General features: G+C 72.0%; 21 protein-coding genes. 9 read left to right on the top strand and 12 right to left on the bottom strand.

The window, feature by feature from the left end; translation table 11 throughout:
- The 4 genes from ABT245_RS41920 to ABT245_RS41905 all read right to left on the bottom strand — a co-directional run.
- Positions 1–351, bottom strand: a 351-nt coding sequence (locus tag ABT245_RS41920; protein ID WP_351745200.1) for a 2-oxoglutarate dehydrogenase E1 subunit family protein, incomplete at its 3' end; no start/stop codon positions are given.
- A gap of 281 nt (positions 352–632) precedes the next feature.
- The gene (locus ABT245_RS41915; protein WP_351745197.1) at positions 633–1,742 is read right to left on the bottom strand and encodes a HAMP domain-containing sensor histidine kinase; all 1,110 of its coding nucleotides are present in this window, start codon (positions 1,740–1,742) and stop codon (positions 633–635) included.
- Positions 1,739–2,479 carry a response regulator transcription factor gene (locus tag ABT245_RS41910; protein ID WP_351745194.1) on the bottom strand — a complete coding sequence of 247 codons (741 nt, stop codon included), beginning with the start codon at positions 2,477–2,479 and terminating at the stop codon, positions 1,739–1,741. The genes ABT245_RS41915 and ABT245_RS41910 overlap by 4 nt, the downstream gene beginning before the upstream one ends.
- Before the next feature lie 114 nt (positions 2,480–2,593).
- Positions 2,594–3,271: a spermidine synthase family protein gene (locus ABT245_RS41905; protein WP_351745192.1), complete on the bottom strand. Its 678-nt coding sequence runs from the start codon at positions 3,269–3,271 to the stop codon at positions 2,594–2,596.
- A gap of 231 nt (positions 3,272–3,502) precedes the next feature.
- Between ABT245_RS41905 and ABT245_RS41900 the strand changes: the two genes are divergently transcribed.
- Positions 3,503–4,255 (top strand): rhomboid-like protein, encoded by a 753-nt coding sequence (locus ABT245_RS41900; RefSeq protein ID WP_502982304.1) that lies wholly within the window; start codon positions 3,503–3,505, stop codon positions 4,253–4,255.
- Positions 4,256–4,848: 593 nt separating this feature from the next.
- The gene (gene lon / locus ABT245_RS41895; protein WP_351745190.1) at positions 4,849–7,332 is read left to right on the top strand and encodes an endopeptidase La; all 2,484 of its coding nucleotides are present in this window, start codon (positions 4,849–4,851) and stop codon (positions 7,330–7,332) included.
- A gap of 71 nt (positions 7,333–7,403) precedes the next feature.
- Here the strand turns inward: lon and ABT245_RS41890 are convergent, their stop codons facing one another.
- A complete protein-coding gene (locus ABT245_RS41890) occupies positions 7,404–8,222 on the bottom strand; it encodes a lysozyme (protein WP_351745187.1) in 819 nt (272 codons plus the stop codon).
- Positions 8,223–8,439: 217 nt separating this feature from the next.
- Here ABT245_RS41890 and ABT245_RS41885 point away from each other — a divergent pair, with 217 nt between their 5' ends.
- Positions 8,440–8,931, top strand: a complete 492-nt coding sequence (locus ABT245_RS41885) for a MarR family winged helix-turn-helix transcriptional regulator (RefSeq protein WP_351745185.1) — start codon at positions 8,440–8,442, stop codon at positions 8,929–8,931.
- 40 nt (positions 8,932–8,971) lie between these two features.
- Here the strand turns inward: ABT245_RS41885 and ABT245_RS41880 are convergent, their stop codons facing one another.
- Positions 8,972–9,763, bottom strand: a complete 792-nt coding sequence (locus ABT245_RS41880) for a hypothetical protein (protein WP_351745183.1) — start codon at positions 9,761–9,763, stop codon at positions 8,972–8,974.
- 397 nt (positions 9,764–10,160) lie between these two features.
- Between ABT245_RS41880 and ABT245_RS41875 the strand changes: the two genes are divergently transcribed.
- From ABT245_RS41875 to ABT245_RS41855, 5 genes are read left to right on the top strand one after another with little or no spacing between them, the layout of a single operon-like run.
- Entirely contained in the window at positions 10,161–13,526 is a 3,366-nt protein-coding gene (locus ABT245_RS41875; protein ID WP_502982303.1) for a sensor histidine kinase, read from the top strand.
- Complete coding sequence (locus ABT245_RS41870) at positions 13,523–14,026, top strand: roadblock/LC7 domain-containing protein (RefSeq protein WP_351745180.1); 504 nt, start codon at positions 13,523–13,525, stop codon at positions 14,024–14,026. The genes ABT245_RS41875 and ABT245_RS41870 overlap by 4 nt, the downstream gene beginning before the upstream one ends.
- Complete coding sequence (locus ABT245_RS41865) at positions 14,023–14,442, top strand: DUF742 domain-containing protein (RefSeq protein ID WP_351745178.1); 420 nt, start codon at positions 14,023–14,025, stop codon at positions 14,440–14,442. The genes ABT245_RS41870 and ABT245_RS41865 overlap by 4 nt, the downstream gene beginning before the upstream one ends.
- Complete coding sequence (locus tag ABT245_RS41860) at positions 14,423–15,061, top strand: GTP-binding protein (protein ID WP_351745176.1); 639 nt, start codon at positions 14,423–14,425, stop codon at positions 15,059–15,061. The genes ABT245_RS41865 and ABT245_RS41860 overlap by 20 nt, the downstream gene beginning before the upstream one ends.
- Positions 15,062–15,101: 40 nt before the next feature.
- Entirely contained in the window at positions 15,102–16,355 is a 1,254-nt protein-coding gene (locus ABT245_RS41855; RefSeq protein ID WP_351745173.1) for a styrene monooxygenase/indole monooxygenase family protein, read from the top strand.
- A 207-nt stretch (positions 16,356–16,562) separates the two neighbouring features.
- Here ABT245_RS41855 and ABT245_RS41850 read toward each other — a convergent pair whose 3' ends face one another.
- The 4 genes from ABT245_RS41850 to ABT245_RS41835 all read right to left on the bottom strand — a co-directional run bounded on the left by ABT245_RS41850 (position 16,563) and on the right by ABT245_RS41835 (position 19,709).
- Positions 16,563–17,603, bottom strand: coding sequence for a C40 family peptidase (locus tag ABT245_RS41850; RefSeq protein WP_351745170.1), 1,041 nt, complete (start codon positions 17,601–17,603; stop codon positions 16,563–16,565).
- A 114-nt stretch (positions 17,604–17,717) separates the two neighbouring features.
- Entirely contained in the window at positions 17,718–18,044 is a 327-nt protein-coding gene (locus tag ABT245_RS41845; protein WP_351745168.1) for a DUF8847 domain-containing protein, read from the bottom strand.
- A 10-nt stretch (positions 18,045–18,054) separates the two neighbouring features.
- Entirely contained in the window at positions 18,055–18,708 is a 654-nt protein-coding gene (locus ABT245_RS41840) for a TetR/AcrR family transcriptional regulator (protein WP_351745166.1), read from the bottom strand.
- Positions 18,709–18,770: 62 nt separating this feature from the next.
- The gene (locus tag ABT245_RS41835) at positions 18,771–19,709 is read right to left on the bottom strand and encodes an AurF N-oxygenase family protein (protein ID WP_351745164.1); all 939 of its coding nucleotides are present in this window, start codon (positions 19,707–19,709) and stop codon (positions 18,771–18,773) included.
- A 124-nt stretch (positions 19,710–19,833) separates the two neighbouring features.
- On the opposite strand from ABT245_RS41835, the gene ABT245_RS41830 reads away from it, so the two are divergent.
- Complete coding sequence (locus tag ABT245_RS41830) at positions 19,834–20,940, top strand: ferritin-like domain-containing protein (RefSeq protein WP_351745161.1); 1,107 nt, start codon at positions 19,834–19,836, stop codon at positions 20,938–20,940.
- A 222-nt stretch (positions 20,941–21,162) separates the two neighbouring features.
- Here ABT245_RS41830 and ABT245_RS41825 read toward each other — a convergent pair whose 3' ends face one another.
- A complete protein-coding gene (locus tag ABT245_RS41825) occupies positions 21,163–22,620 on the bottom strand; it encodes a penicillin-binding transpeptidase domain-containing protein (RefSeq protein WP_351745158.1) in 1,458 nt (485 codons plus the stop codon).
- Entirely contained in the window at positions 22,617–23,978 is a 1,362-nt protein-coding gene (locus ABT245_RS41820; RefSeq protein WP_351745156.1) for an FtsW/RodA/SpoVE family cell cycle protein, read from the bottom strand. The genes ABT245_RS41825 and ABT245_RS41820 overlap by 4 nt, the downstream gene beginning before the upstream one ends.
- Positions 23,979–23,989 lie beyond the last annotated feature (11 nt).

Here is a 23,989-nt window from a genome sequence, read left to right as displayed (position 1 = left end):
CGGGGTCGCGGGCTTCGGGGCGGCGGGCGCCGGTGCGGCGGGCGCGGGCGCCGCCGGTGCGGCGGACTGGGCCGGGGCAGCCGGTGCGGAGGTCTGTGCGGCCCCCGCGGTCGCAGTACCCGCCTGCGCCGGGGCGGCGGCCGCTCCGGGCTTGTAATCGGCGAAGAAGTCCCACCAGGCGCGGTCTACCGAATTCGGGTCCTGGAGGTACTGCTGATAGATCTCGTCGACGAGCCACTCGTTCGCGCCGAACGCGGCGGTGGGATGCTTCCCGGCCTGTTCGTCGGTCGTGGTGGCACCGCCCGACCGAAGGCCGGCGGAGCTCGGGTTACTGGGGGACTGTGGCGACACGGCGGCAACCGCCCTCTTCCGCTTCACAAGGTGATGGACAGCGGGAATAAAGGCTACGCCTCCACGAGCGGGAAGGTCAGGTCGGGCAGGTTCATCGTCGCGTAAGTCACATCAGAATGTGGGTTTCGGGCCTTGAAATGGCGGGAAACAAGCGGGATTCAGCTGTAAGAGGGATGCCTCGACCCGTGCCTCGGCGCACCCGGTGGCGCGGCTTCGCGCAGATCCACGCACCCGTCGGCCGGGACGCTCGTGGATCTTGTGGCTCCGCTTCGAACTTTACGTCAACCTGGCAGAGAAGGCTCTCCCGGAAGGGTGATGAGAATCCGGCAGCCCCGCTCGGATTCGGCCACGCCGATCCGGCCGCCGTGCAGATCGACGGCCCAGCGGGCGATCGCGAGACCGAGCCCCGTGCCGCCGTCGCTGCCCGGACCGTGCGGGCGGCTGACGGCGCCCCGGTTGAACCGCTCGAAGACCTTGCGCCACTCCGAGCGCGGAATGCCGGGGCCCTCGTCCAGGACCTCCAGTTCCAGCGAGTCGGGCTGGGCCCCGCGCCGCGCCTTCACGGTGACGCGGCCGTGCGGCGGACTGTGCTTGACCGCGTTGTCGATGAGGTTCGCGACGACCTGGTGGATGCGCTCGGGATCGGCGAGCGCGGTCAGCTCCGGCGGGGAGACGTCGAGGCGCAGATGGACGTCGGTACGGGTGTGGCTGCCCGAGCCGGAGGCGATGGCGGCGCGCGCCGAGGCGACCATGTTGGCCTCCTTCAGCACGCCCGACAGATACGGCCACACCTCGAAACGCCGCTTGCGCAGCGGGACGACCCCGTTGTCCAGCCGGGACAGGTCGAGCAGCGTCTCCACCAGCCGGCCCAGCCGCTCCGTCTGCTTGAGCGCCGTCCGCATGGTCTCGGTGTCCGGCTCCGCGATGCCGTCCACGACGTTCTCCAGCACCGCCCGCAGGCCCGCGATGGGGGTGCGCAGCTCGTGCGAGACGTTCGCCACCAGCTCCTTGCGCTGGCGGTCCTGGGCCTCCAGCTCGTCCGCCATGACATTGATCGTCTGGGCCAGGTCGCCCAGTTCGTCGCGGCGGTTCTCGCGCACCCGGCGGGTGTAGTCGCCGTGCGAGATGGAGTGCGCCACCGCGTTCATCTCGTCCAGCGGCGAGGTGAGCGACAGCGCCACGAACTGCGTGATCAGCAGGGTGGCGATCATCGAGAAGACCGTGATGAAGCGCAGCTCCGTCTTCGTGTGCACCGCGATCATCGACAGACCTGTCGTGATCAGCACCGAGATGACGACCAGCGCGCCCAGCTTGGTCTTGATCGAGAACGGGCGTACGCCGCCCCAGGGTTCCCCGGGGCTCCTCCGTGCGGCCGACCGCCCGTCGCTCATGGCGTCGGTGTCTCCAGCGCGTAGCCCACCCCGTGCACGGTGCGGATCCGCTCGGCGCCGATCTTCCGGCGCAGCGCCTTGATGTGGCTGTCGACGGTCCGGGTGCCGGAGGCGTCCGCCCAGTCCCACACCTCGGCGAGCAGCTGCTCACGGGAGAGCACCGCGCGCGGGGTGTTCGCCAGGCAGACCAGCAGATCGAACTCGGTCGGTGTGAGGTGTACGTCCTCGCTGCGCACCCGTACCCGGCGCTGCGCGTGGTCGATCTCCAGCTCGCCGAGGCGCAGGATGCCCGAACGGGGGGTCGTCGCGGCCAGCGCGGCCCGCTCCACCCGGCGCAGCAGCACATGCACCCGCGCGGCCAGTTCCCGCATGGAGAACGGCTTGGTCATGTAGTCGTCCGCCCCGACCCCGAGCCCGACCAGCATGTCGGTCTCGTCGTCCCGAGCGGTCAGCATCAGCACCGGTACCGGGCGCTGGGCCTGCACCCGGCGGCAGACCTCCAGACCGTCGAAGCCGGGCAGCATGATGTCGAGGATCAGCAGATCGGGCTGCCATGCCTCGGCCGTGTCCACGGCGGCCGGACCGTCGCCCGCGGTCTGCACGAGGAAACCCTCCGCGCGCAGCCGGGCCGCGATGGCGTCGACGATCGTCTGGTCGTCCTCGACGACCAGGACCCGGCGCTGAGCGCCCGGGCTGGCCGCCGACGTGCCGTTGTGGGAGGTGTGTGTCTGCTCCATCGCCCGCCCCTGAAGTGTGCTTTCCGGAATCCGTGGGGTGATCCCATGATCTGCGATTGACGCTTGAATGATCCGCGTCAGGGAAGCACACTACGGCGACAGACCGTGCCGTCGCTATCCAGGTCGTACGGCGAGGTGCACGACGTCCGGGACGCCCCGGGCAACCGGGATCTCTTCGGTACGCACCTGCTGGAACCCGGCATTCCACAAGGTTCCTTCAAATTCCGGAGAGGGCTGCGCCGACCACACGGCGAGCACCCCGCCGGGCCTCAACACCCGTGCGCAGTCCGCCAGTCCCGCCGGTGCGTAGAGGCCGCCGTTGCCCTCGGTGACCGTCCAGCCCGGCCCGTTGTCGATGTCGAGGCACAGCGCGTCGAACATGGTGGACGTCTCATGGACGTACGCCACCAGGTCCGTCTCCACGATGTGGGTGCGCGGGTCGGCCAGGGCCGCGGCGGACATCTCGGCGAGCGGTCCACCGCGATGCCAGTCGACGACCGCGGGTTCCCGTTCGACGACCGTGATCCGCCCCCAGCGGGGATTCGCCGCGGCGTGTGCGAGCGAGAACCCGACTCCCAGACCGCCGATCAGCACCTCCGGCGCCGGGCGGTCGTCCAGGGCGCCGAGCGCGGCGTCCACCAGCAGCCGCTCCGAGCGCCCGTCCGAGGTGTCCATCAGGAAGCAGCCGTTGGCGATGATCTGCAGCAGCGCGCCGTGCCGGCGCAGCACCACCTCGCCGTAGGGGCCCTCGCGGCGGTCCAGGACTTCGGGAATGGCGTACGCGGCGGTCATGACCCCATCCTGCCCGACGCCCGGGGCCGGTCCGGCGGCCCGGCGGCCCGGCCCCGGTCACGGCAGCGGCGGCGCGCCTCACCCGAACGAGCGGTGCGCCGTGGCCGCGCTGCCCGTACGGCGGCGCCGGTTCCTCAGAGCATTCTGTGAATCCGGTCCCGGGTGGCGTCGGTCATAGACAGCGGCTCGCGTGGCGCGAAGGGTGGGGCCGAGCGGAAGGAGCGCCTGACGGTGGAACGGACCGCGGCGGCCGCGACCACGGCCCCGCCCACGGAGCTGCTGGACGGGATGCCGCGTCAGCGGGGCCCGGCGCCGTCGGCGGCACCGCCCGTCGCACGGACGCGGTGCGCGCCGCGCCTGTGGCGGCTGCTGCCCACGCCCACCGGTACGCCGTTCACCTTCGCCTACGCGGCCCTGCTCGCCATGACCTCGCTGGTCGCCTCGTTCGCCGACCCGTCCCTCGTGCACGCCCTCCAGCAGGGATCGAGCACGGACGTGGCCCATCTGGTCGGCGCGCCCGGCGCGGTGCTGGTGGCGAGCGCGCTGTGGATCGCCGGCGGGGTCGCCTCGCCGTACGTGCTCGGCTTCCTGCTGGTCCTCACCGCGCTGGAGCGGCGCGTCGGCGCCCTGCGCGCGGCCGGCGTCTTCCTGCTCGGACATCTGCCGGCCACGCTGGCGACCGAGGTGCCCGTGGGGCTCGCCGTGCTCACCGGGTATCTGCCGGTCACCTCGCTGCACCGCCTCGACTACGGCATCAGCTTCGGCGTGGCCGCCGTCACCGGCGCGCTGGCCGGGCTCGTCGGCCCCTGGCCGCGCTGGATGCTGCTCGGCCTGTTCGGCGGGATGGTCGCCGCGGACCTGATCGAGTACGCGGACCCGATGACCGACTGGGGCCATCTCGCTGCGCTGGCCATCGGCGTGGGGATCTGGCCGCTGGTACGTCGCTGGGACCGCACCCTCGCGCCGGCCGCCCCCGGCGGCTGAGCCGCCGTCCGGCCCGGGGCGGTCGGTCGCCGTGGTGGGGGTGGGTCGGTGGCCGGGTGTGGGTTTGGTGTGGTTGCTCGCGCAGTTCCCCGCGGAGGCCGTCCGGCCCGGGGCGGTTGGGGGCCGTGGTGCGGTAGGCCGGTCGGCCGGGTGCGGGTTGGTTGTGGTTGCTCGCGCGGTTCCTCGCGCCCCTTTGGGGCGCTGTGTCGGCGGGCATGGTGCCGGGCTCGGGGTGGTTGGGCGCCGTGGTGTGGTAGGCCGGTCGGCCGGGTGCGGGTTGGTTGTGGTTGCTCGCGCGGTTCCTCGCGCCCCTTGGGGCGCTGTGCCGACGGGCATGCTGCCTGGCTCAGGGTCGTTGGGCGTCGTGGTGGGGTGGGTCGGTGGCCGGGTGCGGGTTGGTTGTGGTTGCTCGCGCGGTTCCTCGCGCCCCTTTGGGGCGCTGTGTCGGCGGGCATGGTGCTTGGTCCGGGTGCCTCGCGGTCCTTTGGGGGGCGGGGTTTGGTGATCGCTCAGAGCGAACGGGGGTGGGGAACAATCGGGGGCTCATGTGCATTGAGTCGGCATAGCTCAACTTGACTGCCGAAGGGGAGATCATGGCTGCTGAGTCCGCGGCGTTCACAACGCTCACCCTGCCCGTGCTGCCGCTCGACGACGAGGTCGTGCTGCCCGGGATGGTGGTTCCGCTGGACCTCAACGACACCGACGTACGCGCCGCGGTGGAGGCCGCCCAGGCCGCCGCGCGCGCGGAACCCGGCAAGCCCAGGGTCCTGCTGGTCCCGCGCATCGACGGAACGTACGCGAGCACCGGTGTGCTCGGCACCGTCGAGCAGGTGGGCCGGCTGGCCGACGGCGACCCCGGCGCGCTGATCCGCGGCCGGAGCCGGGTGCGGATCGGCGCCGGAACCACCGGGCCGGGTGCGGCGCTGTGGGTCGAGGGGACCCGGGTCGACGAGCAGGTGGCGGAGCCGCTGCCGGGCCACGTCGCCGAACTCGTCAAGGAGTACAAGGCCCTCGCCACCGCCTGGCTGCGCAAGCGCGGCGCATGGCAGGTCGTTGACCGCGTGCAGGCCATCGACGACGTCTCCGCGCTCGCCGACAACTCCGGTTACTCGCCGTTCCTGACCACCGAACAGAAGATCGAACTGCTGGAGACCGGCGACCCGGTGGCCCGGCTCCGGCTGGCCACCCAGCAGCTGCGCGACCACCTCGCCGAGCAGGACGTGGCCGAGACCATCGCCAAGGACGTCCAGGAGGGCGTCGACAAGCAGCAGCGCGAGTTCCTGCTCCGCCGCCAGCTGGAGGCGGTCCGCAAGGAACTGCGGGAGTTGAACGGCGAGAACAAGGATTCCGCTGAGGAGTCGGACGACTACCGCGCCCGTGTCGAGGCCGCCGACCTGCCGGAGAAGGTCCGCGAGGCCGCCCTCAAGGAGGTCGACAAGCTGGAGCGGTCCAGCGACCAGTCCCCGGAGGGCTCCTGGATCCGCACCTGGCTCGACACCGTCCTGGAACTGCCGTGGAACGAGCGAACCGAGGACGTCTACGACATCCAGGGCGCCAAAGCGGTTCTGGACGCCGAGCACGCGGGCCTCGAGGACGTGAAGGAGCGCATCACCGAGTACCTGGCGGTGCGCAAGCGCCGTTCCGACCGGGGTCTGGGCGTGATCGGCGGCCGGCCCGACCAAGGGGCGGCGCGGAGCGCCTCGGTTGAGGGCGGTGGAGGGCGACGGGGGGGCGGCGCCGTGCTCGCGCTCGTCGGGCCGCCCGGCGTGGGCAAGACGAGCCTGGGCGAGTCCGTGGCGCACGCGATGGGCCGCAAGTTCGTCCGCGTCGCCCTCGGCGGCGTCCGGGACGAGGCCGAGATCCGCGGCCACCGGCGCACCTACGTCGGCGCGCTGCCCGGCCGGATCGTCCGCGCGATCAAGGAGGCCGGGTCGATGAACCCGGTGGTCCTGCTGGACGAGATCGACAAGGTCGGCTCGGACTTCCGCGGCGACCCGGCGGCGGCCCTGCTCGAGGTCCTTGACCCGGCGCAGAACCACACCTTCCGCGACCACTACCTGGAGGTCGAACTCGACCTGAGCGACATCGTCTTCCTGGCGACGGCGAATGTGCTCGAAGCCATCCCGGAGGCCCTGCTCGACCGCATGGAGCTGGTCCGCCTCGACGGCTACACCGAGGACGAGAAGGTCGTCATCGCCCGCGACCACCTGCTTCCGCGCCAGCTGGAACGGGCGGGCCTGGACACGGACGAGGTCACGCTGGACGAGAGCGCCCTGCGCAAGCTGGCCGGCGAGTACACCCGCGAGGCGGGCGTGCGCACCCTGGAGCGGTCCATCGCCCGGCTGCTGCGCAAGGTCGCGGCCCAGCACGAACTGGGCGAGCGGAAGCTGCCGTTCACCATCACGGACGCCGATCTGCGGGCCCTGATCGGCCGGCCGCACCATGTGCCCGATTCCGCCCAGGACCCGGCGGAGCGCCGTACGGCCGTGCCGGGCGTGGCCACCGGCCTCGCGGTCACCGGGGCGGGCGGTGACGTGCTGTTCGTCGAGGCGTCCCTCGCGGACCCGGAGACCGGAGCGGCGGGTCTGACCCTGACCGGGCAGCTGGGCGACGTGATGAAGGAGTCGGCGCAGATCGCGCTGAGCTTCCTGCGCAGTCACGGCGCCGAGCTGGAACTGCCGGTGGCCGATCTGAAGGACCGGGGCGTGCACATCCACTTCCCGGCGGGCGCGGTGCCGAAGGACGGTCCGAGCGCCGGCGTCACCATGACGACGGCCCTGGCCTCGCTGCTGTCCGGCCGGCTGGTGCGCACGGACGTGGCGATGACCGGCGAGGTCTCGCTCACCGGCCGGGTGCTGCCCATCGGCGGTGTGAAGCAGAAGCTGCTCGCCGCGCACCGGGCCGGGGTGACGACCGTCGTCATCCCGAAGCGCAACGAGCCCGACCTGGACGACGTCCCGGCCGAGGTGCTGGACAAGCTCGACGTCCACGCCGTCACGGATGTCCGCCAGGTCCTGGAGCTGGCCCTAGCGCCGGCCGTGAACGGCGCGGAGCCCGAGGTTCCGATGGCGGCGTGACGGACGCCATCGGATGAAGGAGGGTCCGGGTCTCCCGCAGGAGACCCGGACCCGCACCCGTCTTTGAGAGGTCAGCCGTTCGCGAGTGCCTGCACCCGGTCGACCGCCCCGTTGAACTTGTCGTGGTCCCCGACCTGCGGCCCGCTCTCGGTGTACTGCCACATCGTGTAGGAGCCCCAGCCGGCCGGGAGGTTGCCCACGCTGGAGGCGTAGCGGGCGACCCACAGCGGGTTGGCGCCGAAGCCGCCGTAGTTGCCGGTGCACTGGGTCCACCAGCTGGTGGACGTGTAGATGACGGCGTCGCGGCCCGTGCGGGACTTGTACGTGTTCAGGAAGTCGGCGATCCAGCTGACCATCGAGCTGGCCGACTTGCCGTAGCAGTCGGCGCCGTACGGGTTCCACTCGATGTCGAGGACGCCCGGGAGGGTCTTGCCGTCCCGGGACCAGCCGCCGCCGTGGTCGACGAAGTAGTTGGCCTGGGCGGCACCGGTCGTGGTGTTCGGCGTCGCGAAGTGGTACGCGCCGCGGATCATGCCGACGTTGTAGGAGCCGTTGTACTGCTGGGCGAAGTAGGGGTTCTGGTTGTACGTGCCCTCCGTCGCCTTCGTGTAGGCCCATTTGACCCCGCTGTTCCACAGGGACGACCAGTCGACGTTGCCTTGGTAGCGCGCGACGTCGACGCCCTCGGTCTGGTCGGCGGCAAGGGCGCGGGGCGTGCCGTCCTGACCTTCGTGGGCCTGGATGCCCATGCCCATCTGGGCGGAGCCGCGGGCGGGCGTGGTGGCCGCGTGGGCGCTGGTGAGGGGGAGGGTGAGGGACAGGGCCGCCAGCAGTGTCACGGACAGGGCCGTGAGTCTGCGGCGGGTGGTACCGGGTCTGTTCAGGGGCATGGCGTGCCTCCGAGGGGTTGTGGGGGGACCACGAATGGCCTACTGGCGTGGACATGCCAGCGAGTTGTCTGGCAGGAAGCTACGCATGTAGACCCGCCGTGGGAAGGGGCCCCGGACGCTGCCGTTGGTCTACGCCTGCGAAATACTTACGGAGCTGCGGTGATGGCGGCACATGGCAGAAACTTTCAGAACCGCGAAACCGATCAGGGGTGCTGACGTGCACGAGGACGCGAACGGCGACGGACGGCCCGTCGTCGGCCGGCTGTCGGCGAGTGGTGCAGACCAGGAATTCCTGGCGCTGGAACGCGAGTTGACGATGCTGCTGCGGCGTGCCCGGGCCAACCAGGGCGAGATGGCCCGCGAGGTCCACCCCGAGCTGGAGCCCGCCGCGTACGGACTGCTCGTCCTGCTGGAGGAACACGGCCGGCAGCGTGCCACCGACCTCGCCGGCTACATCGGCGTCGGCAAGGCCACCATGTCCCGCCAGTTGCGCGCCCTTGAGCAACTGGGACTGGTCGGCCGCGAGCCCGATCCCGCGGACGGCCGCGCCTGGCTGGTGAACCTGACCGAGGAGGGCCGCGGCCGGGTCGTCCGGGTGCGCGAGGCCCGCCGCGCCCGCTACGTACGGCAGCTCGCCCACTGGGACCGGAGCGAGGTCGCGGAACTGGCACGGCTGCTCCACCAGTTGAACCGGGTCATGGAGAAGTAGGCCACCGAGGGGCGGGGCCCGGCTCTCGGGGCGGCCGTGGTCACCGCAGTTCCGCGTAGACCACCGTCGCGTCGTCGTGCGTCTTGCCGCGCCCCAGATGCCTGCGTTCGGCACGGTCGGCCGTCTCCAGGGCCCGTACCCGGTCGACCAGGGCCCGTGCGCCCTCCTTGCGCAGCAGGGTGAAGCAGTCCGTCCAGCCGCCCTCGTGGAACTTCTCCACCCAGCGTGTCGCCCCGTCCGTCAGCGCGGCCAGGGCGCGGACCTCGTCGCGGGGCACGCTCCCCGTCACCGCGAGGGCGGCGACCGACGGGTCCGCCGCGGCCGTGAAGAAGCCGCCCTCCTTGTTGCGGACCGTCGCGTCCGCCACCGCGTCCGTGGCCAGCGCGGCGCGGGGCAGCCGGGCCAGCCGGTCGTCCTGGACCGGGGTGACCGTACCGTCGGGGGACTCCAGCAGCAGGGTGGAGTCGGACAGGACCAGGTACTCCAGCAGGTCGGCCGACCAGCGGACCAGGACGACGGTCGCCTGGGGCGTACGCGGGTGAGAAAGGTCACAGGTGAACGCGTGCGCATCGGCCGTACGGAGAATCGCCCGGGAGAGAATCTCCGACAGCGTCAGATCCCGGTCGGAAACGGTCAGTTCGGTCAGAGCGCCGCCGAGTCGCGCGGTGAACCACGGGACGGAATGCAGACATCCCGTCCCGTCCCTCGGCGGGGTCACCCCGTCCAGGACGATCACACAGCCGCCCTGTCCGCAGGCCGGTAGTCCGACACCGGCGAAGTCCTCGTCGGGGCGGTCGGGGTCGCCGGGCTCGGAAACGACTTCAGTACGCATCCAGCCAGTCTGCACGAGCCCTTCACAAGGTCCGTCAAGTGTCCGCTACGGTGGCCGCATTGACGCGGCGACGCAGGTCAGCCGCCTGGTTTGCGCAGGAATGACACACTCCGGGAATGCGTGGCGGCGAATCCTGCCAAAGCCTGCCGCCCGCGTCCAACCGGCCCGCCCGAAACCACTCCCGTGCCCGCCGGAGCAACTTGCCCGCCAACTCCCCTCCGGGGTTCACTCCTTCGGGTGGCGGGCCAGGTGATGCATGACCGCCGACCACCGGCACTGGGAGGGTCGGGACGGACCGTACCGGGTGTACACACCACCTTGGCATCGACGACGAGCATCGAGACGACGGGGTGCCACCCGGACCCATGGGCAGACGAGTTCAGGAATGCGAGCACCGGTGCAGATGAAGCGGCCTCGGCGCAAGGGCAGGCAGACGACCCCCGAAGGGAGCGCCGGGCACACACCCGTCGGCACCGGCCGCCCCACCCACGTACGCAACCGGTTGATCGTCGCCGTGGCCGTGGTGGCCGCGGCCGTCGCCGGGGCCGGCGCCCCGTCCCTGCTCACCGCCTCCGGACAGCTGAGCGACACCCAGGAACTGGTGACCCTCGCCTCACGCACCGAGAGCGCGCTGAGCCTCGCGCACGCGCTCGCCGACGAACGCGACGAGGTCACCTCCTACATCGCCGCGGGCCGGCCCAAGTCCAAGGCACCCTCCGAAGACCGCGGCGCCCGCGTCGACCAGCAGGTCGAGGACCTGCGCGCCGACCCCGACGCACCCGCCGGGCTGCGCGCGGACCTCGACGCCGTCGCCTCCGTCCGCCGGGCCGCGCTCACCGGCAAGAGCACCGCGCTGGAAGCCCACCAGGCCTACACCGCGACCATCACCGACCTGCACCGGCTGGCCGGGGAACTGGCCGAGCGGATGCCCGAGCGGGCGGGCTCCGGCACCTACGCACTCGCCGAGCTGGACCTCGCCGTCCAGCAGTCCGCCGCCGCCCGCGGGCTGCTCCTCGCGGCCCTGAACGTGCCGAGCACCACCCAGACGGTGATCGACCCCATCACCGGACTGCCCACGACGACCGCGGTCACCTCCGAGGCCGACAAGAAACAGCGCGACGCCCTCACCGCCGCCGCCCAGCAGGCCCGCCTGCGGGCCGCCGCCGCCCTCGCCGACTTCCGCGACGGCGCGCCCAAGCCGGCCGTCACGACGTACGACTCCACGGTCACCGGCCCCGAGGTCAACTCCGCCGACAAGTACCTCGCCGCCCTCACCGACCAGCCGACGCTCTCCGACGACGAACTGGCCACCAGCGCCAAGAAGCTGGACGCCGCGCTGTCCGCACGGGTCGACCTGATGCGGGGCGTGGAGTCCTCTCTCTACGACCGCCGCACCAAGGACCTGGAAGCGCTGCGCGACGACGACGTCACCGCGCTGGAGATCCGCGTCGCCGCCCTCGGCGCCCTGCTGCTGCTCGCCGTCGGCAGCGCCACCGCGCTGGCCCGCACCCTCACCCGACCGCTGTCGGTGCTGCGCCGCGGCTCGGCACGGCTGGCCGAGGCCGAGAACCCGTCGGCCGAGGAACCCATCACGTTCACCGGCCGCAACGACGAGTTCGCCCAGGCCGTCCGCTCCGTCAACGCCCTGCACGCGCGCGCCGCCGCCCTGCACGAGCGCATCGCCACCCTGGAGAGCGACCGCAAGCACCTGGTCGGCCAGCGCCAGAAGATGGCCGACACCCGCGAGGAACTGCGGGCCGAACTCGCGGCCTCCCAGGCGCACCTGGAGCAGCTGCGGGGCGGCATCGGCGGCACGTTCGTGAACCTGGCGCTGCGCACGCTCGGCCTGGTCGAACGGCAGCTGGCCGTCATCGAGGGCCTGGAGGAACGCGAGCAGGACCCCGACCGGCTGGCCACGCTGTTCAAGCTCGACCACTTCGCCACGGTCATGCGCCGGCACAGCGAGAACCTGCTGGTCCTCGCCGGGACCGAGCATGTCCAGAACCACCACGGCCCGGTGCCGCTGGTCGATGTGGTACGGGCCGCGGTCAGCGAGATCGAACGCTACGAACGGGTTCGCATCGCCGCGCTGCCGCCGCACGCCCACATGGCCGGCTTCGCGGCCGACGACATCTCCCATCTGCTGGCCGAACTGATGGAGAACGCCACCTCGTTCTCGCCGCCTGACCTGCCCGTCGAGATCTCCGGCTGGCTGCTGGAGAGCGGCGAGGTGATGCTCTCGGTGCAGGACGAGGGCATCGGCATGGCCGCCGAGCGCCTGGAACGGCTCAACGCCCGCCTCGCCGACTTCGACCCGGACGAGGCGTACGGCCGGGAGAGCGAGGACGGTCTCGGGCTCGGCCTGTATGTCGTGGCCCGCCTCGCGCACCGGCACGGCGTCCGGGTGCAGTTGCGCGAGCAGAAGCAGGGTGGTGTGGCCGCGGTCGTGGTCCTCACCCAGGAGCTGCTGACGAGCGCCCCGGCGAAGGCCGTCCCGTCCCCGGCGACCGTGTCCGGCGGCGCCCGGCCCGTCTCCCTGCCCGGCGCGGACGCCGAGGCCAACGCCAATGTGCTGCACGGCCGGACGGCCGACGTCGACCCGCTGGTCGCGCTCGCCGAGCAGACCGTACGGGACGCGACCACCACGGACGGCCCCCCGCCCGAGCCCACGCCCCGGACCGCCCCCCCGGCCCCCGAGAGCCCCCGCCCCGAACACACCCAGCCACCGGAATACCCGGCGGGCCAGGCGGAGGCACCGGCGTCCGGGAACGGCCCGTCCGAGCACGCCCAGACACCGGGACACCGGGCAGGACAGACGAACACGCCGGCGGCCGGAAGCGGCTCCGTCGAGCACGCCGCGGCACCGGGACATCCGGCCGGGCAGGCAGGCCACGCGGACGTGCCGGCGGACGGGAATGGTCTCAGCGGGCATGCTGCCGTGCCTGAGCGTCCGGCTGGGCAGACGGCCGGGAGCGGCTCCGTCGAGCACGCCGCGGCACCGGGACATCCGGCCGGGCAGGCAGGCCACGCGGACGTGCCGGCGGACGGGAATGGTCCCGGCGAGCATGCTGCCGTGCCTGAGTATCCGGTCGGGCATGGTGTCGTGCCGGGGGTCGGCGGGTCCTCGGAAAGGCTCGCTGAGACGACCATGGAGTTGCTGGCGCCGAACCCGGCGGCCGTCGACGCCGCGGCGGCCCGGCAGGACGCACCACCCACAGAGGCCGGGACCCACGGGATTCCCGCGCCCGGCGCGGAGGCCGGGGCCCACGGGATTCCCGCGCCCGGCGCGGAGGCCGGGGCCCACGGGTTCCCCGCGCCCGGCACGGAGGCTGGGGCTCACGGAATTCCCGCATCCGCCACAGAGGCCGGGGCCCACGGGATTCCCGCGCCGCGCACCCCCCGGTCCGGCGACGACGCCCAGGCGCCCGCCACCGGCGCCGCTTCCGGCGGCGACGAGGCGGCCCACGAGCGTACGCCCGACCTGCTCACCGACAAGGGCCTGCCCAAACGCACCCCGAAGATCACCGCATCCGCCCCGGCCCCCCGCCGGCAGTCCGGGTCCGTCGACGCCGACGCCCTGCGCCGCAGGCTCGGCGGCTTCCGCAGTGGAGCGGAGGCCGGCCGCCGCGATGTCGCGGCCGAGATAGCGGAACAGGCCGAGACAGCGGAACAGACAGGCGAGACCAGCAGACCCGCGGCCCAGACCGCGCAGCGCACCGCCGGAGAAGCCACGGGGGGCACCGTCGAGGAGGCAAGCAGTTGACCGCGCCCAGTACCTTCGGACTGAGCAGTGAGGCCCGCAACCTGCACTGGCTGCTGACGAACCTGGTCGAGGAGGTGCCGGGCATCGAGTCGGTCGCCGTGGTCTCCTCCGACGGCCTGCTGCTCCTGTCCTCCGACCCCGCCCGCGCCGCCGAGGCCCGCGAGGCCGGGGAGACGCCGCGCACCGGCCCCCGCGGCTCCGCCGCCGACCTGGCCACCATCGTCTCCGGCATCGGCAGCCTCACCCTCGGCGCCGCCAAGCTGATGGACTCCGGCGGGGTCAAGCACACGATGGTCGCGATGGACGAGGGCAGCCTCCTCGTGATGTCGATCAGCGACGGCTCGCTGCTCGGAGTGCACGGCTCCGCGGACTGCGACATGAGCGTGGTGGCGTACCACATGGCGCTGTTCGTGGGCCGGGCCGGCCATGTGCTGACCCCGGAACTCCGCAGTGAGCTGCGAAAATCCCTGGAGTCCGAGTCGACGGGGAGTCCCCGATGAGCAGCGCTCCGAAGAAACTCCCGGTCCGCGGCGGCGACCGCAAGCCCGCCCGGGTCCGCCCCTACTCGCTCACCGGCGGCCGCACCCGCTTCGGTCATGTCCTCCTCGTGGAGACGTTCGTGGCCGGCACGGAGGCACTGGAGTCCCCGGAGGAGCGCAAGGAACTGACGAACGGTAATCTCACCTCGCGGGTCATGCCGGAGATGCGGGCCATCGTCGAACTGTGCCGCCGCATGCGTACGGTGGCCGAGATCGCCGCGCTGCTGCACATGCCGCTCGGCGTGGTCCGGGTGCTCCTGAGCGACCTCGCGGACCAAGGAAAGATCCGTGTGTACGGAACCGGAACCGATCACGGTGTCGGCCGGCCGGACCGCGCTCTGCTGGAAAGGGTGCTGAGTGGACTCCGTCGTCTCTGACGCCGTCGGCGTCGCCCCCCTCGTCGTCGAGCCCGACGAGGAGCTGAAGTCCTGGCAGACGGACCGCACCCGGGCGCCCGCGGCCACGAAGATCGTCGTGGCGGGCGGCTTCGGTGTCGGCAAGACCACGCTGGTCACCGCCGTCTCGGAGATCACGCCGTTGCAGACCGAGGCGCTGATGACCGAGGCGAGCGAGGCCACCGACGACCTCACCGCCACGCCCGGCAAGCTGACCACCACCGTGGCCATGGACTTCGGCCGCCTCACGCTCGACGACGACCTGGTGCTCTACCTGTTCGGCACGCCGGGTCAGCAGCGGTTCTGGTTCATGTGGGACGACCTGGTGCGGGGTGCCATCGGCGCCGTCGTCCTCGCCGACACCCGCCGCCTCAAGGACTGCTTCCCGGCGCTCGACTACTTCGAGAGCTGCGGGGTGCCGTACGTCGTCGCCGTCAACCATTTCGACGGCAGCGAGCTGTTCGACCCGCAGGACGTCCGGGACGCGCTCACCGTCCCCGCGCACGTACCTGTCATGATCATGGATGCGCGGCGCCGGATATCGGTGATCGAGACCCTCCTCGCCCTCGTCGCCCACGCGCTCGACGAAACCCCCGAGTAGGCCGTAGGCCCACCGTCGCCCTCCAGGAGGCACCACCCGCATGCGGAAGATACTCGTCGTCGGAGCCGGCCAGTCCGGGCTCCAGCTCGCCCTCGGACTTCAGTCCCACGGCTACGAGGTCACCCTGATGTCGAACCGGACCGCGGACGAGATCCGCTCCGGCCGGGTCATGTCGACGCAGTGCATGTTCCACACGGCGCTGCAGCACGAGCGTGATCTCCAGCTGAACTTCTGGGAGTCCCAGGCCCCGAAGATCCAAGGACTCGGCGTCTCGGTCGCGGCCCCCGGCTCCTTCGACCCCGGCCCCGCGCAGCGGGCCATCGACTGGGTGGGCAAGCTGGACGGGTACGCGCAGTCCGTCGACCAGCGGGTGAAGATGGCCGGCTGGATGGAGACGTTCGCGCAGCGCGGCGGCCAACTGGTCATCCACGGCGCGGCGGTCGGCGACCTCGACTACTTCTCCCGCACCTACGACCTGGTGCTGGTCTCGGCGGGCAAGGGCGAGTTGGTGTCCATGTTCGCCCGCGACCCCGAGCGTTCGCCCTACGGCGAGCCGCAGCGCGCCCTCGCGGTGGCCTACGTCCACGGCCTCGGCCCGCGCCCGGAGCACCCCGAGTTCGACGCGGTGCGCTGCAACCTGGTGCCCGGCGTCGGCGAGCTGTTCGTCATGCCGACCCTCACCACCTCCGGCCGTGCGGACATCCTGTTCTGGGAGGGCATACCGGGCGGCCCGCTCGACGTCTTCGCCGGCGTCAAGGACCCGGGCGAACACCTCTCCCTGACCCTGGAACTCATGGAGCGGTACACCCCCTGGGAGCACGCGCGGGCCACGAAGGCGGAACTGACCGACGCGGGCGGTGTGCTGGCGGGCCGTTACGCGCCCACCGTGCGCAACCCCGTCGGCCGGCTCCCCGGCGGCGGTCTGGTGCTCGGCGTGGCGGACGTGGTCGTCGCCAACGACCCGATCACCGGGCAGGGTTCCAACTCGGCGTCCAAGTGCGCGGCCTCCTACCTCGCGTCGATCCTCGAACACGGGGAGAAGGAGTTCGACGAGGCCTGGATGCGGGCCACGTTCGACCGGTACTGGGAGACGGCCCGGCACGTCACCAAGTGGACCAACGCGATGCTCGCGCCGCCGCCGGAGCATGTGCTGAACCTGATCGGGGCGGCGGGGCAGTTGCAGCCCGTCGCGGACCGGTTCGCGAACGGGTTCAACGATCCGGCCGACTTCGAGAACTTCTTCTATGAGGCGGAGAAGTCGGAGGCGTACGTGGCGTCTGTGGCCGGGGCCTGATCGCCGTAGGGGTTGCTGTGCGCGGGCGGCCGCGGGTTCGTTGTGGCCGGCCGCGCAGTTCGCCGCGCCCCTGGGTGGTGGGGGTTGGTGTGGGTGGGTTGGTGCGGGTTCGTTGTGACCGGCCGCGCAGTTCCCCGCGCCCCTGATCGCGTTCCCCGTGTCCCTGAGCGCGTTTCCCGCGCCCCCTGGGCGCGTTCCTTGCGTTCGCTAGGGGGTGGGGTTCGGGTCGGGGCGTACTGCGCCCAGGATGGGGTTGGTCGCGATGGGGGAGACCTTGACCCGGTCGCCGGTGCGGGGGGCCTGGACGACCTTTCCATCGCCGAGGTACATCGCCACGTGCGTGGCCTCGGGGAAGTAGACGACGAGGTCGCCCGGGCGCAGCTCGTTCAGCGGGACGTGGGCCAGCCGTGCCCACTGCTCCTGACTGGTCCGCGGGATCGGCGTGCCGGCGTGTTCCCACGCCCGTGAGGTCAGTCCCGAGCAGTCGTACGCCCCGGGCCCCTGCGCGCCCCACTGGTACGGCTTGCCGAGCTGCCGCACGGCGTAGCGCACGGCCCGGTCGCCCTGTCGCGACGGGGGCCGTGCGCTGCTGAGCGAGCCGGAGGCGACGAGCTTGCGCTGTGCGTCGTCGATGCCGTTCTGCTCGAACCGGGCGAGTTCGGCGAGCCGTTCGGCGCTGAGCGAGGCGAGCAGCTTCTCGACGTCGGCGAGCCGGGTGCGCACGTCGTCCCGCTGCCGCTGCTGCCGCTCGGCGAGCCGGGCCTGCCCGTCGAGTGCCTTGCGGGCCTTGCGGACCAGGGCGTCCTGCTTCTTCTCACCGGCTCGGAGCCGGTCCACCGTGCGCGCGCGATCCTGGGCCACCTGCCCGATCACATGGCTCTCGTCGAGCGCGCGCTGCGGATCGCGGGCCAGCAGCAGCCGTACGTACGGGGAGAGGGCGGTGCTGCCCTGGTACTGCTGCCGGGCCAGCCGCGCGGCGTCCCGGCGGCTGTCGTGCAGGGATCGCCGGGCGCGGGCCAGCTCCCCGTCGAGCCGTCCGACCTCGGCACGCTGCCGGGTCAGCCGCTCCGTGGTGGCGTTGTAGGTCTCCGTGGACCGTTCGGCCTGCCGGTACAGCTTCTGAAGGTCCGTCAGCAGCTCGGCCACGGGCCGCTGCGGTGCCGGCGCGGCTGCGGCGGGTACGGGCGCGAAAGCGGCCTGGGCCACGACCGCGGCCGTACCCACCAGGCGCAGCAAGCTTTCTGACACGATGTCACCTCCGATGCGGGCGGGCGTTTTGTCGTATCTTCGCCTCCGCACCGTGAACATCAGGGGTACGCGCGCGACCCGCGCGCCGAACGTGCGCGGTTCGGCGCAACCGCGTCACCCGTCGGTGTCATCCGGCTTGCCAGGCGACGTGGCGTCCGCTCCGGCCGCCGGCCGGGACCAGGGCCACCGGATGCCGGCGCCGCCCCTCGCCGCCTTGCCGCCCTCGGCGTCGAACGTGTACTTCCAGCCCTGCACGAGCCCCATGCGCTTGCTGTGGGTACGGGGCACGCGGCGGTAGACGAGGACGGTGGGCGGCCCGCCGTGCGCGTCCGGCACCGGGATGCGGTACGTCTTCGGCGGGTGGCCGGTGGGGCCCAGCAGCACCGGGAGCACGCGCCCGTCCATGGGCCCGCCCTCGAACGGGATGTCCTGACTCTTCACGGCACCAGTGTCAGCCATCCTCGGCGAGCGCGGCGACGAGCGCCGCCGTCTGCGGGTCACGGCCCGCGGTGACCGTCAGGACGGCCGCGAACTGCTCGACCAGCCAGTCCCGCAGCTCGTCCAGGGGCGGCCGTTTGCCCTCGTCGAGCCAGATCAGCGAGGCCGCCTCCACGGCGGTGATCCACATCCGTACGGTCATCCGCAGCCGGGGGCCGGGGTCGGTGATGCCGAGGTGGTGGTAGATGTGCGCGGCGGCGGCCCGCCGGACGCCGTCCACGATCGCGCCGGTGCGGCCGGTCTCCACGACGCTGCCGCCCTGAAGCAGTGCGCTGAAGCCGGTGTCGTGCTGGTCGACGAAGGTGAGGTAGCGGTCCAGGGCGTGGGTCAGGCGGGCCAGCCGGGGGCCCTCAGGGGGCTCGTCGAAGCACTGCTCCAGCACATCGGCGGCGGACCTGAGGGCGGCCTCGTACAGCTGCTGCTTGCCGCCGGGAAAGTACCGGTAGACCAGCGGGCGGGAGACCCCTGCCGCCTCCGCCACGTCGTCGAGGGACACGTCCTCGGGCGCGCGGTGCGCGAACAGCGACAGCGCGGCGTCGATGAGCTGACTGCGGCGCTCCTCGACGCTGAGCCGACGGTAGGCGGGGCTGGGGGCCGGCGGGGTCATGACCGGCAGCGTAACCGCTTTCGACGGGGGCGCCCCCGGGGGCCCTCGCCCCCGGTCGCGGCTCAGGCCAGCAGTCCGGACGACCGCCACAGCCGGCGGCCCGCACCGCGCAGCACCCCGATGTCGTCCAGGAAATCCGTCAGGCGCCTGGCCCCGGCCTGCATCACCTCGCGGCGGTGGCCGCTGGCCTTCACCTGCGCCATCGCCTCCCGCTTGGCCAGGCCCACGTTCGCATACACCTCGGGGTTGACGAAGGCCACCGAGAACACCCGGGCGAACTCGCCCGAGCTGACCCGGGTGAACTCCTGGGACCACCTGGGGGCGGTCATCATCTGGCGGCGCAGCTCCTCGCGGGCGTAGCGCACATGCCGGGCCTCCTCGACGACATGGATCCGGGTCACACCCCGGATCAGCGGCTGGACCCGCTCGTCGGGGAAGGTCAGCCGCTGCATCCAGTCGAGGACCTCCTCGCCGAGGAGCGTCGCCGTGAGGGAACCCGGAGTCGTGGAGACCGTCTTGAAGATCCGGCCCAGGGTCCGGTGCGCGCGGCCCACGGGATACCAGGGCGTGCCGCTGCGGGAGATCAGCCGGGCGAACATCCTGGAGTGCCGGCACTCGTCCTCGATCTCGGTCAGCGCGTAGCGCACATGGGCGCTGGTCGCCGCCCTGTCGTAGATGTGCCGGACCAGCAGCTGCATCAGGATGATCTCGAACCAGATGCCCAGCGAGGCGAGCGCCGCGGCCTCGTGCCGGGAGAGCAGGATCCGCTGGTCCTCGCTCATCCGCCACCACAGCGGGGTGTCGTAGAGCGACACCAGCTCCGGCGGCCAGAACCAGGTGCCCTCCTCGAAGGGCGCGTCCCAGTCCAGTTCCCCGTCGGGGTCGAAGGAGTGCCTGGCGGAAGAGGCGAGCAGCCGCTCGGCCACCTGCTCGCGGTCCTTGAGCGGGCCGAGCGCGTCGCGCGGCCCGTCGAGGGCGTCGGTTTCCGGCAGGGTCGTCATGGCTGCGTCACCTCGTTGCCCGTGGTCCAACCTCACCGCACTTATGAGACTGCTTGTCAGCAAAGCCGGTCAATCCCTCGCACACGACTTGTTGACTCGGCGTCTACGTGTGAGCCTGCGAGACATGCCCACCTATGACGTGTACGCCAAGGACCCGGGAGAGCCCCTCTGGCAGGTGCCCGCGACCGGCGCGGCCCGGTTCAGCTGGGAGTACGAGGACGGCCGCGACCGGCTGCTCGCCCTGTACCAGAAGGGCAAGGACAAGCAGTGGGACGGCATGCGGCGCATCGACTGGGACATCGACGTCGACCCGTACGACGCGCTCGGCACCCCCGACGAGGCGATGGTCCTCTACGGAACCCCCTACTGGGCGAAGATGACCGACCGCGACAAGGGCGAGCTGCGCCGGCACTTCGCCTCCTGGCAGTTCAGCCAGTTCCTGCACGGGGAACAGGGCGCGATGATCTGCGCCGCGCGGATCGTGGAGTCGGTGCCCGACCTGGACGCCAAGTTCTACTCCGCGACCCAGACCATGGACGAGGCACGGCACGCCGAGATCTACGGCCGGTTCCTGCACGAGAAGATCGGCCTCGTCTACCCGATCAACGACAACCTGCAGTCGCTGCTCGGCGACACACTGCGCGACAGCCGCTGGGACATGCCGTACCTGGGCATGCAGGTACTGATCGAGGGGCTTGCCCTCGCCGCGTTCGGCATGATCCGGGACACCACCGACAAGCCGCTGCCGAAGCAGATCCTGGCGTACGTCATGCAGGACGAGGCCCGGCACGTCGCCTTCGGCCGGATGGCGCTGCGGGACTACTACAAACAGCTCACCGACGCCGAACTGCGCGAGCGCGAGGACTTCGTCATCGAGGGCTGCCATCTGATGCGGGACCGGCTGCGCGGGGTGGAGGTGCTGGAGAACTTCGGCATCCCCGGGTCGCAGGCGGCGGAGCTGAGCGAGCGCTCCGAGTTCCTCCAGCTGTTCCGCAGGCTCCTGTTCAGCCGGATCGTGCCCTGCGTCAAGGACATCGGACTGTGGGGCAGACGCCTCCAGCAGGCCTACGTCGACATGGGCGTCCTGGAAATGGGCGACTGTGACCTCGACCGGCTGATGGCCGAGGACGAGGAGATCGCCGAGAAGCTGGACGCGGAACGCTTCGCGGCGGAGGAACGGGAGCGGGTGGCGGAGGTGGAGCAGACGATCGAGGCGGGCGCGGAGGACTGACGGGGATGCCGGCCTCGCCCGCCGTGACCACACGGGCACCGGCTACCTGGGCCGCCGCGTCGGCGAGGCGTTCCGCCGGCTGGGGGGCTTGGCGCGGCGGGCGGGCCGGCCGGAGGCACGCCGGCCGACCGCGCCCTGGTGCGCCGGCGACGGACCGTATGCGCCCTCCTCGGGCGCCACGGGGCGTGCCGGACACGGGCGTGGCGGACCGCCAGAACCCCCTCACAGTCCGAGTACCGCCCGCATCACCGCCTTGGCGATCGGGGCCGCGTCACCGCCGCCGCTGATCTCGCCGCGATCCACCGAGGCGTCCTCCACCACCACCGCGACGGCCACCTTCGGCTCCAGATCGGCGTCGGCCTTGGCCCAGGACACGAACCAGGCATACGGCACACCGGCGTTGCCGACGCCGTGCTGCGCGGTGCCCGTCTTACCGCCCACGGTGGCACCCGGAATGGCCGCGTTGGTGCCGGTGCCGTCGCGGACCACCCCGGTCATCAGCTCCTTCATCCGCATGGCCGTCGCCGGGTTCATCGCCTGGCGCAGCGCACGCGGACCGGCGGTGCCCAGCGTCTCACCGCCCTTGCGGGTGGTCCGCTCCACCAGATACGGCGCCCGCACCTGCCCGCCGTTCGCGACGGCCGCCGCCACCATCGCCATCTGCAACGGCGTGGCCCGCGTGTTGTACTGGCCGATCGACGACAGCGCCAGCTGCGCCCTGTCCACCGAGGTGTCGAAGGTGCTCGGCGCGACCGAGAACGGGATCTTCAGATCGGTGTCGTTGAAACCGAAGGCCTGCGCCGTGGACACCATGTTCTCGGCCCCGACGTCCACCCCCAGCTTCGCGAACACCGTGTTGCAGGACCACTCGAACGCGGCCCGCAGCGAGGCGTCCGCACAGCCCTCGCCCTCGTTGGTCAGGCGTGTCCGGGTGCCGGGCAGCGTGTACGGGTCCGGGGAGTCCGTCGGCCGGTCCAGGTCCTCGACCAGGCCGGCGTCCAGCGCCGCCGCCGCGGTGACCACCTTGAACGTGGAACCCGGCGGATAGGTCTGCCGCACGGCCCGGTTGAGCATCGGCCGGTCCGGGTCCCGGTTGAGCCGGGCCCAGGCCGACGTCACCGGCGCGCCGTTCCCGGACAGCACGGCCGGGTCGTACGACGGACTGGACACCAGCGCCAGGATCCGGCCGGTCGACGGTTCCACGGCGGCCACCGCGCCCTTGCGCCCGCCGAGCCCCCGGTACGCCGCCTCCTGTGCGGCCCGGTGGAGCGTGGTGACGACGTTCCCCGGCCGGTTCCGCGCCCGGGTCACGTCGTTCCACAGCGGGAACGGCGACAGCAGCGGATCGGAGCCGGAGAGGATGCCGTCCTCCGCGTGCTCCAGGAACGTCGTCCCGTACACCTGCGAGGCGAAGCCGGTGACCGGGGCGTACAACGGGCCGTTCGTATACGTCCGTTCGTGGCGCAGTTGCTCCCCGGTGTCCCGGGAGCCGGTCACCGGGGCGCCCCCCACCAGGATGTCGCCGCGGGGCTGGCCGTAACGGGCGATCGTGGCACGGCGGTTGGCCGGATTGCCGTCGTAGGCGGGGCCCTCGACGATCTGCACCCGGGCGGCGTTCACGAGGAGCGCCGCGAGCAGCAGCGCGCAGAACACGGCGGCGTGCCGGATGTGCCGCGTCATCGGTCCGCCCGCGGCTCTTCCGGGTGCCGGGCCGAGTCGCTGACCCGGATGAGCAGCGCGGTGATCGCCCAGTTGGTGACGACCGAGGAGCCGCCCTGCGCCAGGAACGGCATCGCCATGCCGGTCAGCGGGATCAGCCCGGTCACCCCGCCCGCGATGACGAACACCTGGAGTGCCACGAGCGAGGCCAGACCGGTGGCGAGCAGCCGGCCGAAGGGATCGCACAGGGCGAGGCCGGTCCGGTAGCCGCGCTCCACCAGCAGCCCGTACAGCAGGAAGATCGCCGACAGCCCGGCGAGCCCCAGCTCCTCGCCCGCCGTCGCCAGGATGAAGTCCGACTTGGCCGCGAACCCGATCAGCACGGAGTGGCCGAGGCCGAGGCCGCTGCCGAGAACACCGCCCGCGGCGAACGCGAACAGGGACTGCGCGAGCTGGTTGGGGCCCTCACCCGCCTCGATCGTCGCGAACGGGTGCTGCCAGTCCTCGACCCTGGTGTGCACATGCGGCTCCAGCCAGCCGACCGCGACCGCGCCGAACGCGGCGAGCAGCAGGCCCACCGCGATCCAGCCGGTGCGGCCGGTGGCGACATACAGCAGGACCACGAACAGGCCGAAGAACAGCAGCGAGGTGCCGAGGTCGCGCTCCAGGACCAGGACACCGACGCTGATCAGCCAGACGGTGACGATCGGGCCGAGGACCCGGCCGGTGGGCAGCTGCACGAACCAGACCCGGCGGCCCGCGTAGGCGAGCGCGCTGCGGTTGGCCGCCAGGTACGCGGCGAAGAACACCGCGAGCAGCACCTTCGCGAACTCGCCCGGCTGGATGGAGAATCCGGAGATCCGGACCCAGATGCGGGCGCCGTTCACTGCGGGGAACAGGATCGGCAGCATCAGCAGGCCGAGGGCCGCTGCGCCGCTGACGTAGGCGTAGCGCTGGAGCACCCGGTGGTCGCGCAGCAGCACCACCACCACGATGAACAGCCCCACACCGAGCGTGGACCACACAAGCTGGGCGGGCGCCGCCCGGTCGCCGGGCGTCTCCAGGTCGAGCCGGTAGATCAGCACCAGGCCGAGGCCGTTGAGCAGCACGCCGATCGGCAGCAGCAGGCAGTCCGCGCCGGGCGCCCGGAGCCGGACCGCCATATGCGCCAGCAGGGCGAGCACCCCGAGCCCGGCGCCGTAGCCGACGGCCCCGGGCGGTACGGCACCGGTGCGCGCGAGGCCGACGGCACAGTAGCCGTACACGGACAGCAGGACGGCCAGCACGATCAGGGCGAGTTCGATGCCACGGCGCCGGGGGAGCGGTACGACGGGGGTGGGGGTGTCCGCCGCCGGCACGGCGGCTCCGGCCTTCGTCATGTCCGGAACCT

The organism is Streptomyces sp. NPDC001508, from assembly GCF_040298665.1.
Taxonomy (GTDB): Bacteria; Actinomycetota; Actinomycetes; order Streptomycetales; family Streptomycetaceae; genus Streptomyces.
Note: the sequence above shows the minus strand (reverse complement) of the source record. Positions and strands in the feature narration are given on the sequence as shown.

Bases quoted from the DNA above. Each gene is read 5' to 3' on its own strand.
- ABT245_RS41915 (WP_351745197.1), bottom strand. From the start codon at position 1,742: ATGAGCGACGGGCGGTCGGCCGCACGGAGGAGCCCCGGGGAACCCTGG.
- ABT245_RS41910 (WP_351745194.1), bottom strand. From the start codon at position 2,479: ATGGAGCAGACACACACCTCCCACAACGGCACGTCGGCGGCCAGCCCG.
- ABT245_RS41905 (WP_351745192.1), bottom strand. From the start codon at position 3,271: ATGACCGCCGCGTACGCCATTCCCGAAGTCCTGGACCGCCGCGAGGGC.
- lon (WP_351745190.1), top strand. From the start codon at position 4,849: ATGGCTGCTGAGTCCGCGGCGTTCACAACGCTCACCCTGCCCGTGCTG.
- ABT245_RS41890 (WP_351745187.1), bottom strand. From the start codon at position 8,222: ATGCCCCTGAACAGACCCGGTACCACCCGCCGCAGACTCACGGCCCTG.
- ABT245_RS41880 (WP_351745183.1), bottom strand. From the start codon at position 9,763: ATGCGTACTGAAGTCGTTTCCGAGCCCGGCGACCCCGACCGCCCCGAC.
- ABT245_RS41865 (WP_351745178.1), top strand. From the start codon at position 14,023: ATGAGCAGCGCTCCGAAGAAACTCCCGGTCCGCGGCGGCGACCGCAAG.
- ABT245_RS41855 (WP_351745173.1), top strand. From the start codon at position 15,102: ATGCGGAAGATACTCGTCGTCGGAGCCGGCCAGTCCGGGCTCCAGCTC.
- ABT245_RS41840 (WP_351745166.1), bottom strand. From the start codon at position 18,708: ATGACCCCGCCGGCCCCCAGCCCCGCCTACCGTCGGCTCAGCGTCGAG.
- ABT245_RS41835 (WP_351745164.1), bottom strand. From the start codon at position 19,709: ATGACGACCCTGCCGGAAACCGACGCCCTCGACGGGCCGCGCGACGCG.
- ABT245_RS41830 (WP_351745161.1), top strand. From the start codon at position 19,834: ATGCCCACCTATGACGTGTACGCCAAGGACCCGGGAGAGCCCCTCTGG.
- ABT245_RS41825 (WP_351745158.1), bottom strand. From the start codon at position 22,620: ATGACGCGGCACATCCGGCACGCCGCCGTGTTCTGCGCGCTGCTGCTC.
- ABT245_RS41820 (WP_351745156.1), bottom strand. From the start codon at position 23,978: ATGACGAAGGCCGGAGCCGCCGTGCCGGCGGCGGACACCCCCACCCCC.